The following is a 12,590-nucleotide window of genomic DNA, read 5'->3' as shown; positions in this document are numbered from 1 at the left end:
GGTGGTTCCTGTCAGCTGGTTGATTGGGGGGCGGCGAAGGGTGCATTGAGGGGGGCGGCGTCGAAGTTCCTGATCAGGTCAACGAGAATCTGGCTGGCTGGACCCAGGGTCTTGTCCTTATGGCAATAGAGGGTGAAGCGTGGGTGGTTGCTGCCGCCCTGTGCCAGTGCCAGGGGTTTGAGTATGCCACTACTCAACTCCCGGTCGATCAGGTGGCGCGGCAGCCAGGCGAAGCCGAGGCCGCTGCTGACGAAGTTGGCGGCGGTCGAGAGGCTGCTGACCGTCCAGCGTTGCTCGGCACCCAGCCAGCCGACGTCGCGCGGCTTGCTGCGCCCGGAGTCGCGGATGACCACCTGCAACTGGTTCTGCAGGTCCTCGAAGGTCAGTTCGCGTTGCAGCTTGTGCAGTTGATGGTCGGGGTGGGCGACCGCCACGAATTCCACTTCGCAGAGTTCATGGCCCAGATAGCCGACCATGGACAGGCTGCTGATGGCCAGGTCTGCGGTGCCTTCCAGCAGCACTTCCTCTACGCCCGAGAGCACTTCCTCACGCAGACGCACGCGGCAACCGCGACTCTGCGGGATGAAGGCGGCCAGTGCCCTGATCAGTCGCGCGGTCGGGTAGGCGGCATCAACCACCAGGCGTACTTCGGCTTCCCAGCCCTGGTCCATGTTGTAGGCCAGGTCTTCCAGCTGACTGGCCTGCTTGACCAGTTGCCGCGAGCGGCGCAGCAGCACGTCGCCGGCCTCGGTGAGCACGGCCTTGCGTCCGTCGATGCGCAGTAACGGCACGCCGAGTTGTTCCTGCATCCGCGCAATGGTGTAGCTGACCGAGGATTGCGAGCGATGCAGCACCTCGGCGGCCTGGGCAAAGCCGCCCTGATCGACCACGGCCTGCAAAGTACGCCATTGATCGAGGGTCACGCGGGGCGCTTTCATTATCCTCTCCTATTCACGCGAGTCGTTGGGTGCACAGTGGGGCGAACTCGCCCTAAACTGGCAGTCCTTTGTTGGAGACTGCCGCATGAAGAAATTTTGCTGTGCCCTGATCGCCCTGTTGCCGCTGGTTGCTTTCGCTTATCCGATCGAGGTGGAAAAACAGCTCAACGGTGCCGAAGTGTCGGTCACGACCCAGGAAATCGATCACAACATGGGCGCCGTGCTGCTCTACAACTACGGTCAGACGGAGGCCGAGTGCACCGGGGTGTTTCGCAACGGCCCCGAACTGCCACGCACCCGTAAAGTATTGTTGGTACCGGGGCAGAGCAGCAACCTGACGGTAAAATTCGCCCGCAGCATCATCAAGCTTCGCGTGCAGTTGACCTGTGGCCTGAAATGAGCGCGACCTTGTCAACATTAGTGATCCTAGAGCGAGGCGTCTGATAAATCAATTTTATAGATAGGTAGAAGTGGTTATTTGCGCTTTTTAATCGATAACTGTGTCTCTACCCTTTGCTCCATCGACGTTAACCAATCCCTTCGATGGAGCAAAAAAATATGTCCAAAGTTCTGGTAATCGAAAGCAGCGCCCGCCAACAAGGCTCGGTTTCCCGTCAGCTCACCGAGCAATTCATTGCCCAGTGGCAAACCGCCCACCCAGCCGATCACATCCAGGTGCGCGACCTGGCAGTCGAGCAAGTACCGCACCTGGACGCCAATCTGCTGGGCGGCTGGATGACCCCGGCCGACCAGCAGAGCGTCGCGGAGCAACGTGCATTGGCCCTGTCCAACACACTCACCGATGAAGTGCTGGCTGCCGATGTGCTGGTGCTGGCCGCGCCCATGTACAACTTCGCCATCCCCAGCACCCTGAAAGCCTGGCTGGATCATGTGCTGCGTGCCGGCGTCACCTTCAAGTACACCGAAACCGGCCCGCAGGGCCTGCTCACTGGCAAGCGTGCCTTCGTCCTGACCGCCCGTGGCGGTATCTACGCCGGCGGCAGCCTGGATCATCAGGAACCCTACCTGCGTCAGGCATTGGCCTTCATCGGCATCCACGAGGTCAGCTTCATTCACGCCGAAGGCCTCAACCTGGGCGGTGAGTTCATGGAAAAAGGTCTGGCCGAGGCCAAGGCGCAAGTGGCGCAAGTGGCCTGACAGGCCGGCCTCGGCCATGCGGCGATGTAACCTGGCAAAGCGCCGTAACAGCCGAAGGCAGGCCCGCAGGGCGAGCGCGACGAGTCAATCAGGCTCGAATGCGCGCCCCGGCCCCGGCGTCGCTCGCCAGGTTTTCAACGGCCTGCTAGTGTTCAAGTAACAGGCAGCTCCCTTGGCGTCCCTTTGCTCCTGGGGCGCATATGCCCGGTTGATCGCTTTGACGGTCCGCCGGGTTTTTTTTGTGCCGGTTGCGCGGCGATTGTTCGAAACCGCACGACACGCTAAGGTCGCCGGCCAGCTGTGAGGTGGCCATGCGTTATCTAGTGTTCGTGACCCTGTTATGGGCCTTTTCTTTCAGCCTGATCGGCGAGTACCTGGCCGGCCAGGTGGACAGTTATTTTGCCGTGCTGACGCGGGTGCTGATCGCCGGTCTGGTGTTTCTGCCCCTGACCCGCTGGCACGGCGTGGCGCCAGCGTTCATGCGCGGCATGCTGCTGATCGGCGCGCTGCAGTTCGGTGTCACCTATGTCTGCCTGTACCTGAGTTTCAGCCTGCTGACGGTACCGGAAGTGCTGCTGTTCACCATTCTCACGCCATTGCACGTGACCCTGATCGAGGATGCGTTCAATCGGCGTTTCAATCCCTGGGCCTTGCTCGCCGCCCTGGTCGCGGTGGCCGGTGCGGCGATCATTCGTTATGACCAGCCCGGCACGGACTTCTATGCCGGCTTCTTCCTGCTGCAAATCGCCAACGCCACCTTTGCCGCCGGGCAGGTGTTCTACAAGCATCTGCTGGCCCGGTACCCCTCGGACATGCCGCAGTACCGGCGCTTCGGCTACTTCTATCTGGGCGCGCTGGCCGTCGCCTTGCCGGCCTTTCTGCTGTTCGGCAATGCCGCCCGCTTACCCAGCAGCGCCATCCAGTGGGGGGTCTTGGCCTGGCTCGGTCTGCTGGCATCCGGGCTTGGACTTTACTGGTGGAACAAGGGCGCGAGCCTGGTCGATGGCGGCACCCTGGCGGTGATGAATAACGCTCTGGTGCCGGCAGGGCTGCTGGTCAATCTGTTGCTGTGGAACCGTGATGCCGATCTGGTGCGCTTGAGTCTGGGTGGGGCGGTGATTGCGAGCTCCCTGCTGCTGACGCGCTTCGGTAGCCGGCAGGCACTCGTGGCGAAGGGGGTGTGATGACGCTGTCCGGACGTGGCGTGTCGCTATCAATTGGCGCTTCGATGCTGTTTGCCCTGATTCCCGGCTATGTGCAGCAACTGGCGCCGCTGGACGGCGTGCAGGTGTTCGCCCAGCGGGTGCTCTGGTCGATTCCTGCAGTGCTGCTGCTGGTCGCCGTGGCCCGGCAATGGACGGTGCTGGCCGTGGCCATCGGCCGTCTGCGCCGTGAGCCGTTATTACTGGCGGCCCTGCCGCTGGCTGCGGCGTTGATTGGCGTGCAGTGGGCCTTGTTTGTCTGGGCACCGCTGGCCGGGCGCATGCTGGATGTGTCGCTGGGTTACTTTTTGCTGCCCCTGGCGATGGTGCTGGCCGGGCGGGTGTTCTATGGCGAGCGCTTGCGGCCGTTGCAGCAGTTGGCGGTGTGCTGTGCCTTGCTCGGTGTGCTGCATGAACTGTGGCGTCTGCAGGCGTTTTCCTGGGTCACCCTGGTCACCGCGCTGGGTTATCCGCCGTATTTCATGTTGCGCCGCTGGATGCGCCTGGATGCCCTGTCCGGGTTTATCCTGGAAATGCTGGTGCTGGCGCCCTTGGCGGTGTGGCTGATCGTCGCCTGGGGCCCGGTGGCGGTGTTTGTCCAGGCGCCGCAGCTGTGGTGGCTGCTGCCGGGTCTGGGCTTGCTCGGCGCCCTGGCGTTTGCCGCGATGATGGCGTCCAGCCGGTTGTTGCCGCTGGGGCTGTTTGGCATCCTCAGTTATGTCGAGCCGGTGCTGCTGTTTCTGGTGGCGCTGCTGTTTCTCGGCGAAAGCTTCAATGCCCAGCAGTGGCTGACGTATCTGCCGATCTGGCTTGCGGTGCTGCTGGTAGGCTGGGACAGTGCGCGGCTGCTGATCAAGCAGCGGCGTCGATGAGAGGTGGCGATATGCAGATCAATGCTGACCTGGCCGAGCGCGTGGTGCTCGATACCCGGACTATCGACTGGCAGGCCTCACCGTTGCCGGGCGTCGAGCGGCGTCCGCTGGAACGTTTTGCCGCGGAAAGCGGGCGCGCTACCTCGATCGTGCGTTATGCGCCGGGTTCGCAGTTTCGCAGCCATGAGCATCCGGGAGGCGAGGAAATCCTGGTGCTCGAAGGCGTCTTCGTCGATGAACATGGCGCCTATCCGGCCGGCTACTGGCTGAAGAATCCGCCCGGCAGCAGCCATGCGCCGTCCAGTCCCGCGGGGTGCCTGTTGTTCGTCAAGCTGTGCTACCAGCAGCCGCAGGATCAGCAAGCGCTGCGTATCGATACGCGCCGGGCGCAATGGCAGCCAGGTCTGGTGCCGGGGTTGCAGGTCTTGCCACTGGCCAGCTTCGCCACGGTGCACACGGCATTTGTGCGCTGGGCGCCAGGCACCGAGTTCCATGCCCATCGGCATCTTGGCGGGGAAGAAATCCTGGTGCTGGAGGGGGTATTCCAGGATGAGTTCGGCGATTATCCCGCCGGCACCTGGCTGCGCAACCCGCACGGCTCAACGCATACGCCGTTTTCCCGTGAAGGTTGCCTGATTTATGTGAAAGTCGGCCATCTGCTCGAAGCGGGTGTCGCGGATCAGTCCAGTACGTTTCTCAGCACTTCGTAGACGATCCCGGTGGCAATCGCCACCAATACCACGTCGGTGCCGGCCTGCTTCCATTGGTAGCCGTCATAGCGCGGCAGTTGGCTGGCTACGCGGCCGTCGAAGTTCTTGGCAATGCCGGGTGGCAGTGGTTTGCCACGGGCCAGATTCTTGGCGATGCCTGGCGGCAGTGAGCTGGTCGGGCCGATCAGTTGGCGGTTTTCGCCCAGCACGATGCGCACTCGGCCGATATCTATGGTGGGACCACTGACGTGGACACTGACGTCGCCGTCATAGCCAGCGCGTTGTTTGCCATGGTTATCGTTGTTCGACGCGGCAAATGCGCTCTGCGTGGCCAAGGCGATGGCCAGGCCGCTACAGATCAGCAGGATGCGAGAGGGGGTGGGCATGCAATTCTCCGGGGCTTTGGGGCGGTTGTACTGCTTGATTTGAGTGCGTTCATGGCGGTTTGTTCAAGTGCCGGGTAGCATGCTTTGTGCTGTCCAGCACAAACAAATTCGGCCACAGCGCGGGAAACCGTTACGCTATGCAACTGATTTCCGTTTTTCGTCGAGGTTACCTCCGTGTTTTCCCAATTCGCCCTGCATGAACGTCTGCTGAAAGCCGTGGCTGCGCTGAACTTTACCGAGCCCACTCCAGTGCAGCTGGCGGCTATCCCGCTGGCGCTGCAAGGGCGCGATTTGCGGGTGACGGCGCAGACCGGCAGCGGCAAGACGGCGGCCTTCGTCCTGCCGATGCTGAATCGCCTCTTAGGCGATGGTGCTTCCTCGCCGCGCATGAGTGTGCGCGCGATGATTATGCTGCCTACCCGTGAGCTGGCTCAGCAAACGCTCAAGGAAGTCGAGCGCTTTGCCCAGTTCACCTTCCTCAAGGCCGGTTTGATTACCGGCGGTGAGGATTTCAAGATGCAGGCCGCGATGCTGCGCCGGGTCGACATCCTGATTGGCACGCCGGGTCGACTGATCGAACACGCCAACGCCGGCAACCTGCTACTCGATGAAGTGGAGGTGCTGGTACTCGACGAAGCCGACCGCATGCTCGATATGGGCTTTGCCGAAGACGTGCAGCGTCTGAGCGAGCTGTGCAATGCCGAGCGCCAGACCCTGCTGTTCTCCGCGACCAGCGGCGGTGCAAGCCTGCGTGAGATCGTCGCCAAGGTGCTCAAAGATCCCGAGCACCTGCAGCTCAACCGCGTCAGCCAGCTTAATGAAGGCACGCGCCAGCAGATCATCACCGCCGATCACAATCACCATAAGGAGCGTCTGGTCGAGTGGTTGCTGAAAAACGAGACCTACGACAAGGCAATCATCTTCACCAATACGCGGGTCCAGGCTGACCGCCTGTATGGCAAGTTGGTCGCCCACGACTTCAAGACCTTCGTACTGCACGGCGAGAAGGATCAGAAAGACCGCAAGCTGGCCATCGACCGTCTCAAGCAAGGCGCAGTGAAAATTCTGGTAGCCACCGATGTGGCCGCTCGCGGTCTGGATGTCGACGGTCTGGATCTGGTGATCAACTTCGACATGCCGCGTTCGGGTGACGAATACGTCCACCGCATTGGTCGTACCGGCCGAGCGGGTGCCGAAGGTCTGGCGATTTCGCTGATCTGCCACAACGACTGGTCGCTGATGTCGAGCATCGAACGCTACCTCAAGCAGCGTTTCGAGCGGCGCAATATCAAGGATATGAAAGGCATCTACCAGGGGCCGAAGAACCTCAAGGCGTCTGGCAAGGCGGTTGGGCCGAAGAAGAAAAAGGTCGATCCCAAGACCGGCAAGAAGCTCGCCGCGAAGAAGCCGGCCAGCAAGGCGCCAAGCAAGCGCAATACCATCAACAAGCCCAAGGTCGCAGCGCCCGAGCTGGTCAGCCAGGATGGTTTGGCACCGCTCAAGCGGCGCACTCCTGCCGCAGAGTAAGGCTATGGCCTTTGCGCGTCTGTATGGGCTGGGGTTGACGATGTGCGTTGGCCTGGTCCATGCGCAGGGCACTATCCACAAATGTGTGCAGCCCGATGGTGTGGCGCTCTACAGCGACCTACCCTGCGCCTTGGCGCAAAGCAATCTGACCTTGAGTGTCACTGACTACGCCAGCTACCCGCCAATGCTGCGGGGCGTTGCGCGTCTTTGGCACGAACAGGCTCAGGCAGTGCTCGTTGGAGTCGATATGTCGCTGTTACTGGCACTGATCTATGGGTTGATGAGCCTGATCTGCTTTGTCGCCTACTACCGCGATAAGCAGTTCGCCATCAAAGGCCTGCAGCGCACACCCGAGGCGCGCCTGCACCTTTATGAGCTGTTGGGTGGCTGGCCGGGTGGATTCCTGGCGCAGCGCCTGATTCGCCATAAGAATCGCAAGCTGGGCTATCAGCTGACGTTCTGGCTGATCGTGCTGCTGCATCTGTCGCTGGCTGGCCTGGCACTGTGGCTGGGGTATGCGCCGGCAGCAGGTTGAACCTGCGGCGGACAGGCGCAAGGCCTGTCCGCCGCCGCTTTGCTGAGGCTTACTTCGGCACGATCAATATCTTGCCGTCGCGTTCGCCGCTGGCCGCTGCGGCCACCGCTTCCTTGATCTGGCTGACGTCATAGGTGGCTGCCACGCGGGTGTGCAACTTGCCGCTGGCAATCAATTGGGTCAGTTCACCGAACACCTTCATCTGCTCGGCCGGGGTGGCTTTCTGGAACCATTTGGCCAGCCAGAAACCACGCAGGCTCACGCCGCGGAACACGAAGGACGCCGGTGAGACCTGGCAAGGCTGGCGGCTCATCATGCCGTAGTTGACCAGCACGCCGTCTTCGCTGAGGCTGGCGGCCAGGTGGTCGGTGGACGCGCCACCCACCGCATCGATGCCCAGACGCACGGCTTCGCCGCCGGTGGCCGCGCGCACGCGCTTGGCCAGGTCAGGTCCGTCGACCAGCACCACGTCGCCGCCTTCGGCTTGCACACCGGCCACTGCCGACTCCCGGCGCACCACGTTGATGGTCTTGAAACCACGCAGTTTGGCCAGTTGCACCAGGTAGCTGCCAACGCCCGAGTTGGCGGCGTTCTGGATGACCCAGTCGCCCGGTTTGAGGTCGACGAACTCGCTGAGCATCAGCGAGGCGGTCGGCGGATTGACGGTCAGCATCGCCAGTTGCAGCGGGTCGGCTTCCGGCAACGGGATAAGTTTGTTCGCCGGCGCATTGAGGTGGCTGACCCAGGTGCCGCAGCCGACCGGCAGCAACACCAGTTGGCCGACCTTCAGGTTGCTCACCTCGGGCCCCAGTTCCTCGATGCGGCCGACACCTTCGTTGCCGCCAATCGCCGGCAGCGGCGGCAGCATGCCGTATTCGCCGGTCAGGGTGAGCACGTCGGAAGGATTGATCGGTGCGGCCGCCACTTTGATCCGTACCTGGCCCGCGGCAGGGGCTGGTAGTTGCAGATCGACGGCCTCGATCACGTCTTGCGGCACGGGGCCACGGGTTTGGTATTCGGCTTTGAGCATGAGGATTCTCCAGTTGGTCGCGGCGCATCAAGAGGACAGAGTCTAGACCTGAGTGGGTAGGGCGGCACGAATGCTGTTACATCGATGATGGTGATTGCCCTCGGCTTCTGCACCTGTGCCGGTGAACCTTGGCGTGCTCTTGCGGGTCGCATCTACAGGGCGTCGTATGCAGGGAATTGATCGCGCGAGATGCTGACTGGAGAGGATGAAATGACTTACCACGGAGATCTGATCGAGCGCTTGCCGCATGAAGTCCAGGGCAGCATGGGCCAACCATTCTCGCCCGGCGAAGAGCTGGCCGCAGAAACGGTCGATGAACCGGCCAGCCTCTTGCAATCCATTACCTTGGCAGCTGCATGAGTCGAGGTCGCCTGAGGGTCGCTACGAGGCTCCCCGTTCACCATTATTGGCCGGTTATGCTGCACTTCTGCAGAACGAAGGGGACTGGCATGCAGTGGATGTGGGGGATGGTGCTGCTCGGGTTCAGTTTCGCAGTTGCGGCAGAACCGCTGCGCCTGGGTATTGGAACGCACAAGCCACCTTACGTGTTTCAAGGCGAAGCGCGTGGGCTCGAATACGAGATAGTTGTGGCTGCTGCAAAGCACGCCGGCTTTGCCGTTCAAGTCACCCATGCGCCGATGGAGCGCCTGCATCTGCGCTTGCGTCGTGGCGAAATCGACGCCATTGCCACCACTAACGAGCAGAGCGGCATAGATGCCTTCTATTCCGAACCGCATATCTACTACCAGAATGTTGCCCTGGCCTTGCGCGCGCGCCACTACAAGATCGAGCGGATTGCCGACCTGGGAAATTACTCGGTCAGCGCCTTTCAACGTGCGCGCTTCTTGCTCGGTAGCGAATTTCAGCGGATGGCGCAGAACAACCCGCGCTACCGCGAAGAGGCGCAGCAGATCGCGCGTAACCGCCTGCTCTACAGCGGGCGGATCGAGGTGGTGGTGGCGGATATGCGAATCCTGCGCTACCTCAATCGTGAAGTGCTCGATCAGGTCGATGTCAGCCAGCCACTGAGCGAATATCGGATCTTCGCCGCCACCCCCTATCAGGTCGGCTTCCGCCATGAGGCTCAGCGCGACTGCTTCAATCGGGGGCTCGCGGCTATTCGCGCGAGTGGCGAGTACCGCGCGATAGAGCGTCGTTACGCGATGTATTGAGTTCGACCGCTAAAGTAATGCTCTCTGGGCCGAAAGCCGGGCGGTGCCGCTGCATGATTTGGCCATCCGGCGCCACCACTACTCGACATTGAGGAGCGAAGCATGTTGCGCACACGCATACTGGCGATACTGGGCTTGGCCGGCGTGCTGATGATGCCGCCGACTGCCGTGCAGGCCGGTGAATACCCCAGTGAGCAGGGCGTTCTGCAGGTCAGCCAGCTGGTCGCGGGGCTGGAGCACCCCTGGGGCATGGCCTTCCTGCCTGACCGACAAGGCCTGCTGGTTACCGAGCGGCCTGGGCGTTTGCGCCTGGTTGATCTGCAGGGCGGGCTGTCCGAGCCGATCGGCGGAGTCCCGGCGGTCTATGCCAGAAGCCAGGGTGGGCTGCTCGATGTGGCGCTGTCGCCCGAGTTTGCCCAGGATCGCCTGGTCTATCTGAGCTACGCCGAGGCCGGCGACGGTGAGTACGCCGGTACTGCGGTCGGGCGCGGCAGGTTGTCGCTGGATAAACGCCAGCTGGAAGATTTCCAGGTGATCTTCCGGCAGTTGCCAAAACTGTCCAGCGGCGCACATTTCGGCTCGCGGTTGGTGTTCGACCGCGACGGCTACCTGTTTGTCGCCCTGGGCGAAAACAATCAGCGCTCGACCGCGCAAGACCTCGACAAGCTGCAAGGCAAGGTGGTGCGCCTGCACCCGGACGGCAAGATACCGCGTGACAACCCCTTCGTCGGCCAGCCAGGCGTCCGAGCGGAAATCTGGTCTTACGGTCATCGCAACCAGCAAGGCGCCGCACTCAACCCCTGGACCGGGCAGCTGTGGACCCACGAGCATGGCCCGCGCGGCGGCGATGAGATCAACATCCCGCAAGCTGGCAAGAACTACGGCTGGCCGCTCGCCACCCATGGGGTCAACTATTCGTTCCTGCCGATCCCGGAAGCCCAGGGCAAGGTGGTCGCCGGGACCGAACCGCCGCACTATGTCTGGAAAAAGTCACCGGCAATCAGCGGGATGGCGTTCTATGACGGCGAGCGTTTCCCCGCCTGGCGGGGCAACCTGTTCATCGGCGCGTTGGCCGGGCAGGCGCTGATTCGTCTGGAGTTGCGCGGCGACCAGGTGGTACACGAGGAGCGTCTGCTGAAGCAGCTCCATGCACGCATCCGCGATGTGCGTCAGGGGCCGGATGGCTATCTATATGTGCTGACTGACGCGGCCAACGGCCAATTGTTGCGGCTTGAATTGCGGCCGAAATGAGTCCGGGGTACGCAGGCAGGAACGGGCCTTGGACTTGTCGGTCAGGCTGCACTGAGGGCTGGGGCTTGATTGCGGGAAGGGGGGATGAAGCGGTAGCCCAGCGCCTTATCGGGTAAGCAAAGCGCTGCGGGCTAAGGTCGCTATTGGCTATTTTTTGCCAATGGTGATCTGCTTGGATGCACCGTAGACCTGGCCACTGACGCCTTTGGCGATCTGCTGGATTTCACCGCCGGAGTTCAAGAAAGCGGCAATCTGCGCATCAATCGAAGCGCTAGTTTCAACGGCTGGAGCTGGTTTGGGCTTGCTGTTTGATGCTTTAACACGCATGGCGGCCATTAACCTATTTAAAAATTAATTTGGCCGCAGATTGTACCTGAACGGCTTGACAAATGCTTGGTAAATAACGCTGGCAACTCAATATGCGCCTAGGGCCGATAGTGGTCGCGGGTGTGCATGGTGCTGATGGCATTGAGTAAGTCATTGTTTTATTGAGTGTCTGTCAAAGGAATGAGCCGTCCGCTGGTTTGATTAACGGCTGGTTCCCACTGGTCGGGTCGGTCCGAGCTGCCCTGGCAAGGCCCTGCGCGTTCGCGTGTCGGCGCCGAGAATCCAGGCCACAACTCAGGTAGAATGTCCGGCTCGCAACGAGGGTAGGGCACCATGGCTGTAATTGGACGAATGAATAGTTTGCAGGTCGTGAAACACACCGACTTTGGCCTGTATCTGGATGGCGGCGCGGATGGCGAAATATTGCTGCCAAAGCGCTATATCCCCAAGGACACGCCAAGTGAGGTGGAAGACTGGCTGAATGTATTTATTTACCTGGACAGCGATGACAAGTTAATCGCCACCACGGAAACACCGAAAGTGCAGGTGGGCCAATTTGCCAGCCTGAAAGTGGTCGATATCAACCGCGTCGGTTTATTTCTTGACTGGGGTTTGCCGAAAGATCTGTTATTGCCTCACTCGGAAGAAAAGCGCCCGCTGCAAGTCGGCGACTACTGCGTGGTCTACGTGTTTCTCGACAAGCGCAGCAAGCGCATCACCGCCACTGCCCGCCTGGATCGCTACCTGGACACCGTGCCGGCCACCTACACGGCCGGTCAGGAAGTCGACCTGCTGGTGGTCGAGTCCACCGACATGGGCTTCAAGGCGATCATCAACGGCAAGCATTGGGGCCTGATCCACAAGAACGAACTGTTCAAGTTCGTGCGCAGCGGCATGCAGGAAAAAGGCTTCATCAAGGAAGTGCGCGCCGACGGCAAGATCAGTCTCAGTCTGCAGGCGGTTGGGCAGGAAGCGGCGAGCAGCCTGGGCGAGCAGATCCTGGCCAAACTGCGCGAGCACGATGGCGTGCTGCCCCTCAATGACAAGAGTTCGCCAGAGGCCATCAGCGCCCTGTTTCGCGTCAGCAAAGGCAACTTCAAGAAGGCCATCGGCGGTTTGTACAAGCAGGGTCGCATCGTGATTCACGAGGACCGCATCGAGTTGTCCGCCAAGTAACAGCACCTACCCGGCAGCAATGTGCTGCTGGGCATGGTTCTGCCTGTGGGCGCGATGCGAGCGCTGGTTTTCAAAAAACCTGCTTGAGCGACCACGGACTCCGTTGAATAATGCCCAGGCATTTGCCGTTGTAGCTCAGTTGGTAGAGCACGTCATTCGTAATGATGGGGTCGGGGGTTCGATTCCTCTCAACGGCACCAACTCTCTCCCTTGTAGTGCGAGGCCTACTCGTCGCTATCGCTCTACGTAGTCCTACGGAAACGACAAAGGCTGTGCCGCAATGGCACACTCTGTTGCTGATTGGCC

14 protein-coding genes, 1 tRNA gene and 1 pseudogene are annotated in these 12,590 nt (G+C 61.3%); 12 read left to right on the top strand and 4 right to left on the bottom strand.

Annotated features, from left to right (window positions below):
• Window positions 1-11: 11 nt before the first annotated feature.
• A complete protein-coding gene (locus LJY18_RS11280; protein WP_238041911.1) occupies window positions 12-938 on the bottom strand; it encodes a LysR family transcriptional regulator in 927 nt (308 codons plus the stop codon).
• Window positions 939-1,023: 85 nt separating this feature from the next.
• Between LJY18_RS11280 and LJY18_RS11275 the strand changes: the two genes are divergently transcribed.
• From LJY18_RS11275 to LJY18_RS11255, 5 genes are all read left to right on the top strand, one after another.
• Window positions 1,024-1,338 (top strand): 3-phosphoglycerate kinase, encoded by a 315-nt coding sequence (locus tag LJY18_RS11275; RefSeq protein ID WP_238041910.1) that lies wholly within the window; start codon window positions 1,024-1,026, stop codon window positions 1,336-1,338.
• Window positions 1,339-1,496: 158 nt separating this feature from the next.
• Window positions 1,497-2,096, top strand: coding sequence for an FMN-dependent NADH-azoreductase (locus tag LJY18_RS11270; protein WP_238041909.1), 600 nt, complete (start codon window positions 1,497-1,499; stop codon window positions 2,094-2,096).
• Between the two features lie 311 nt (window positions 2,097-2,407).
• Window positions 2,408-3,280, top strand: coding sequence for a carboxylate/amino acid/amine transporter (locus LJY18_RS11265; protein ID WP_238041908.1), 873 nt, complete (start codon window positions 2,408-2,410; stop codon window positions 3,278-3,280).
• A complete protein-coding gene (rarD, locus tag LJY18_RS11260; protein ID WP_238041907.1) occupies window positions 3,280-4,170 on the top strand; it encodes an EamA family transporter RarD in 891 nt (296 codons plus the stop codon). Before LJY18_RS11265 ends, rarD begins: the two co-directional genes overlap by 1 nt.
• 11 nt (window positions 4,171-4,181) lie before the next feature.
• Window positions 4,182-4,880 carry a cupin domain-containing protein gene (locus LJY18_RS11255; protein ID WP_238041906.1) on the top strand — a complete coding sequence of 233 codons (699 nt, stop codon included), beginning with the start codon at window positions 4,182-4,184 and terminating at the stop codon, window positions 4,878-4,880.
• On the opposite strand, the gene LJY18_RS11250 is transcribed toward LJY18_RS11255, so the two are convergent.
• On the bottom strand, window positions 4,850-5,266 hold the full coding sequence (locus tag LJY18_RS11250) for an anti-virulence regulator CigR family protein (RefSeq protein ID WP_238041905.1): 417 nt from the start codon (window positions 5,264-5,266) through the stop codon (window positions 4,850-4,852). The genes LJY18_RS11255 and LJY18_RS11250 overlap by 31 nt on opposite strands.
• 174 nt (window positions 5,267-5,440) lie before the next feature.
• Here LJY18_RS11250 and LJY18_RS11245 point away from each other — a divergent pair, with 174 nt between their 5' ends.
• On the top strand, window positions 5,441-6,793 hold the full coding sequence (locus tag LJY18_RS11245) for a DEAD/DEAH box helicase (protein WP_238041904.1): 1,353 nt from the start codon (window positions 5,441-5,443) through the stop codon (window positions 6,791-6,793).
• Between the two features lie 265 nt (window positions 6,794-7,058).
• Window positions 7,059-7,328: pseudogene (locus tag LJY18_RS11240) on the top strand (DUF1294 domain-containing protein); the annotation flags it as partial.
• A gap of 49 nt (window positions 7,329-7,377) precedes the next feature.
• Here the strand turns inward: LJY18_RS11240 and LJY18_RS11235 are convergent.
• Window positions 7,378-8,358, bottom strand: coding sequence for a zinc-dependent alcohol dehydrogenase family protein (locus LJY18_RS11235; protein ID WP_238041903.1), 981 nt, complete (start codon window positions 8,356-8,358; stop codon window positions 7,378-7,380).
• Window positions 8,359-8,568: 210 nt separating this feature from the next.
• On the opposite strand from LJY18_RS11235, the gene LJY18_RS11230 reads away from it, so the two are divergent.
• The 3 genes from LJY18_RS11230 (at window position 8,569) to LJY18_RS11220 (ending at window position 10,781) form a co-directional block, all read left to right on the top strand.
• Window positions 8,569-8,718 (top strand): hypothetical protein, encoded by a 150-nt coding sequence (locus tag LJY18_RS11230; RefSeq protein ID WP_238041902.1) that lies wholly within the window; start codon window positions 8,569-8,571, stop codon window positions 8,716-8,718.
• Window positions 8,719-8,774: 56 nt separating this feature from the next.
• The gene (locus tag LJY18_RS11225) at window positions 8,775-9,530 is read left to right on the top strand and encodes a substrate-binding periplasmic protein (protein WP_330872742.1); all 756 of its coding nucleotides are present in this window, start codon (window positions 8,775-8,777) and stop codon (window positions 9,528-9,530) included.
• A gap of 102 nt (window positions 9,531-9,632) precedes the next feature.
• The gene (locus LJY18_RS11220; protein ID WP_238041900.1) at window positions 9,633-10,781 is read left to right on the top strand and encodes a PQQ-dependent sugar dehydrogenase; all 1,149 of its coding nucleotides are present in this window, start codon (window positions 9,633-9,635) and stop codon (window positions 10,779-10,781) included.
• Between the two features lie 147 nt (window positions 10,782-10,928).
• Here LJY18_RS11220 and LJY18_RS11215 read toward each other — a convergent pair whose 3' ends face one another.
• Window positions 10,929-11,117, bottom strand: a complete 189-nt coding sequence (locus tag LJY18_RS11215; protein WP_170862154.1) for a hypothetical protein — start codon at window positions 11,115-11,117, stop codon at window positions 10,929-10,931.
• Window positions 11,118-11,441: 324 nt separating this feature from the next.
• Here LJY18_RS11215 and LJY18_RS11210 point away from each other — a divergent pair, with 324 nt between their 5' ends.
• Both LJY18_RS11210 and LJY18_RS11205 read left to right on the top strand, forming a co-directional pair.
• Window positions 11,442-12,284 (top strand): CvfB family protein, encoded by an 843-nt coding sequence (locus tag LJY18_RS11210; RefSeq protein ID WP_238041899.1) that lies wholly within the window; start codon window positions 11,442-11,444, stop codon window positions 12,282-12,284.
• Between the two features lie 124 nt (window positions 12,285-12,408).
• Window positions 12,409-12,484 (top strand) — tRNA-Thr (locus LJY18_RS11205).
• The last annotated feature ends 106 nt before the right edge of the window (window positions 12,485-12,590 follow it).

Origin of the sequence: Pseudomonas sp. MMS21 TM103, assembly GCF_022132145.1 — a bacterium.
Lineage (GTDB): Bacteria > Pseudomonadota > Gammaproteobacteria > Pseudomonadales > Pseudomonadaceae > Aquipseudomonas.
This window is presented reverse-complemented; position numbering and strand designations above follow the sequence as displayed.

Bases quoted from the DNA above. Each gene is read 5' to 3' on its own strand.
- LJY18_RS11280 (WP_238041911.1), bottom strand. From the start codon at position 938: ATGAAAGCGCCCCGCGTGACCCTCGATCAATGGCGTACTTTGCAGGCC.
- LJY18_RS11275 (WP_238041910.1), top strand. From the start codon at position 1,024: ATGAAGAAATTTTGCTGTGCCCTGATCGCCCTGTTGCCGCTGGTTGCT.
- LJY18_RS11270 (WP_238041909.1), top strand. From the start codon at position 1,497: ATGTCCAAAGTTCTGGTAATCGAAAGCAGCGCCCGCCAACAAGGCTCG.
- LJY18_RS11265 (WP_238041908.1), top strand. From the start codon at position 2,408: ATGCGTTATCTAGTGTTCGTGACCCTGTTATGGGCCTTTTCTTTCAGC.
- rarD (WP_238041907.1), top strand. From the start codon at position 3,280: ATGACGCTGTCCGGACGTGGCGTGTCGCTATCAATTGGCGCTTCGATG.
- LJY18_RS11255 (WP_238041906.1), top strand. From the start codon at position 4,182: ATGCAGATCAATGCTGACCTGGCCGAGCGCGTGGTGCTCGATACCCGG.
- LJY18_RS11250 (WP_238041905.1), bottom strand. From the start codon at position 5,266: ATGCCCACCCCCTCTCGCATCCTGCTGATCTGTAGCGGCCTGGCCATC.
- LJY18_RS11235 (WP_238041903.1), bottom strand. From the start codon at position 8,358: ATGCTCAAAGCCGAATACCAAACCCGTGGCCCCGTGCCGCAAGACGTG.
- LJY18_RS11230 (WP_238041902.1), top strand. From the start codon at position 8,569: ATGACTTACCACGGAGATCTGATCGAGCGCTTGCCGCATGAAGTCCAG.
- LJY18_RS11225 (WP_330872742.1), top strand. From the start codon at position 8,775: ATGCTGCACTTCTGCAGAACGAAGGGGACTGGCATGCAGTGGATGTGG.
- LJY18_RS11220 (WP_238041900.1), top strand. From the start codon at position 9,633: ATGTTGCGCACACGCATACTGGCGATACTGGGCTTGGCCGGCGTGCTG.
- LJY18_RS11215 (WP_170862154.1), bottom strand. From the start codon at position 11,117: ATGGCCGCCATGCGTGTTAAAGCATCAAACAGCAAGCCCAAACCAGCT.
- LJY18_RS11210 (WP_238041899.1), top strand. From the start codon at position 11,442: ATGGCTGTAATTGGACGAATGAATAGTTTGCAGGTCGTGAAACACACC.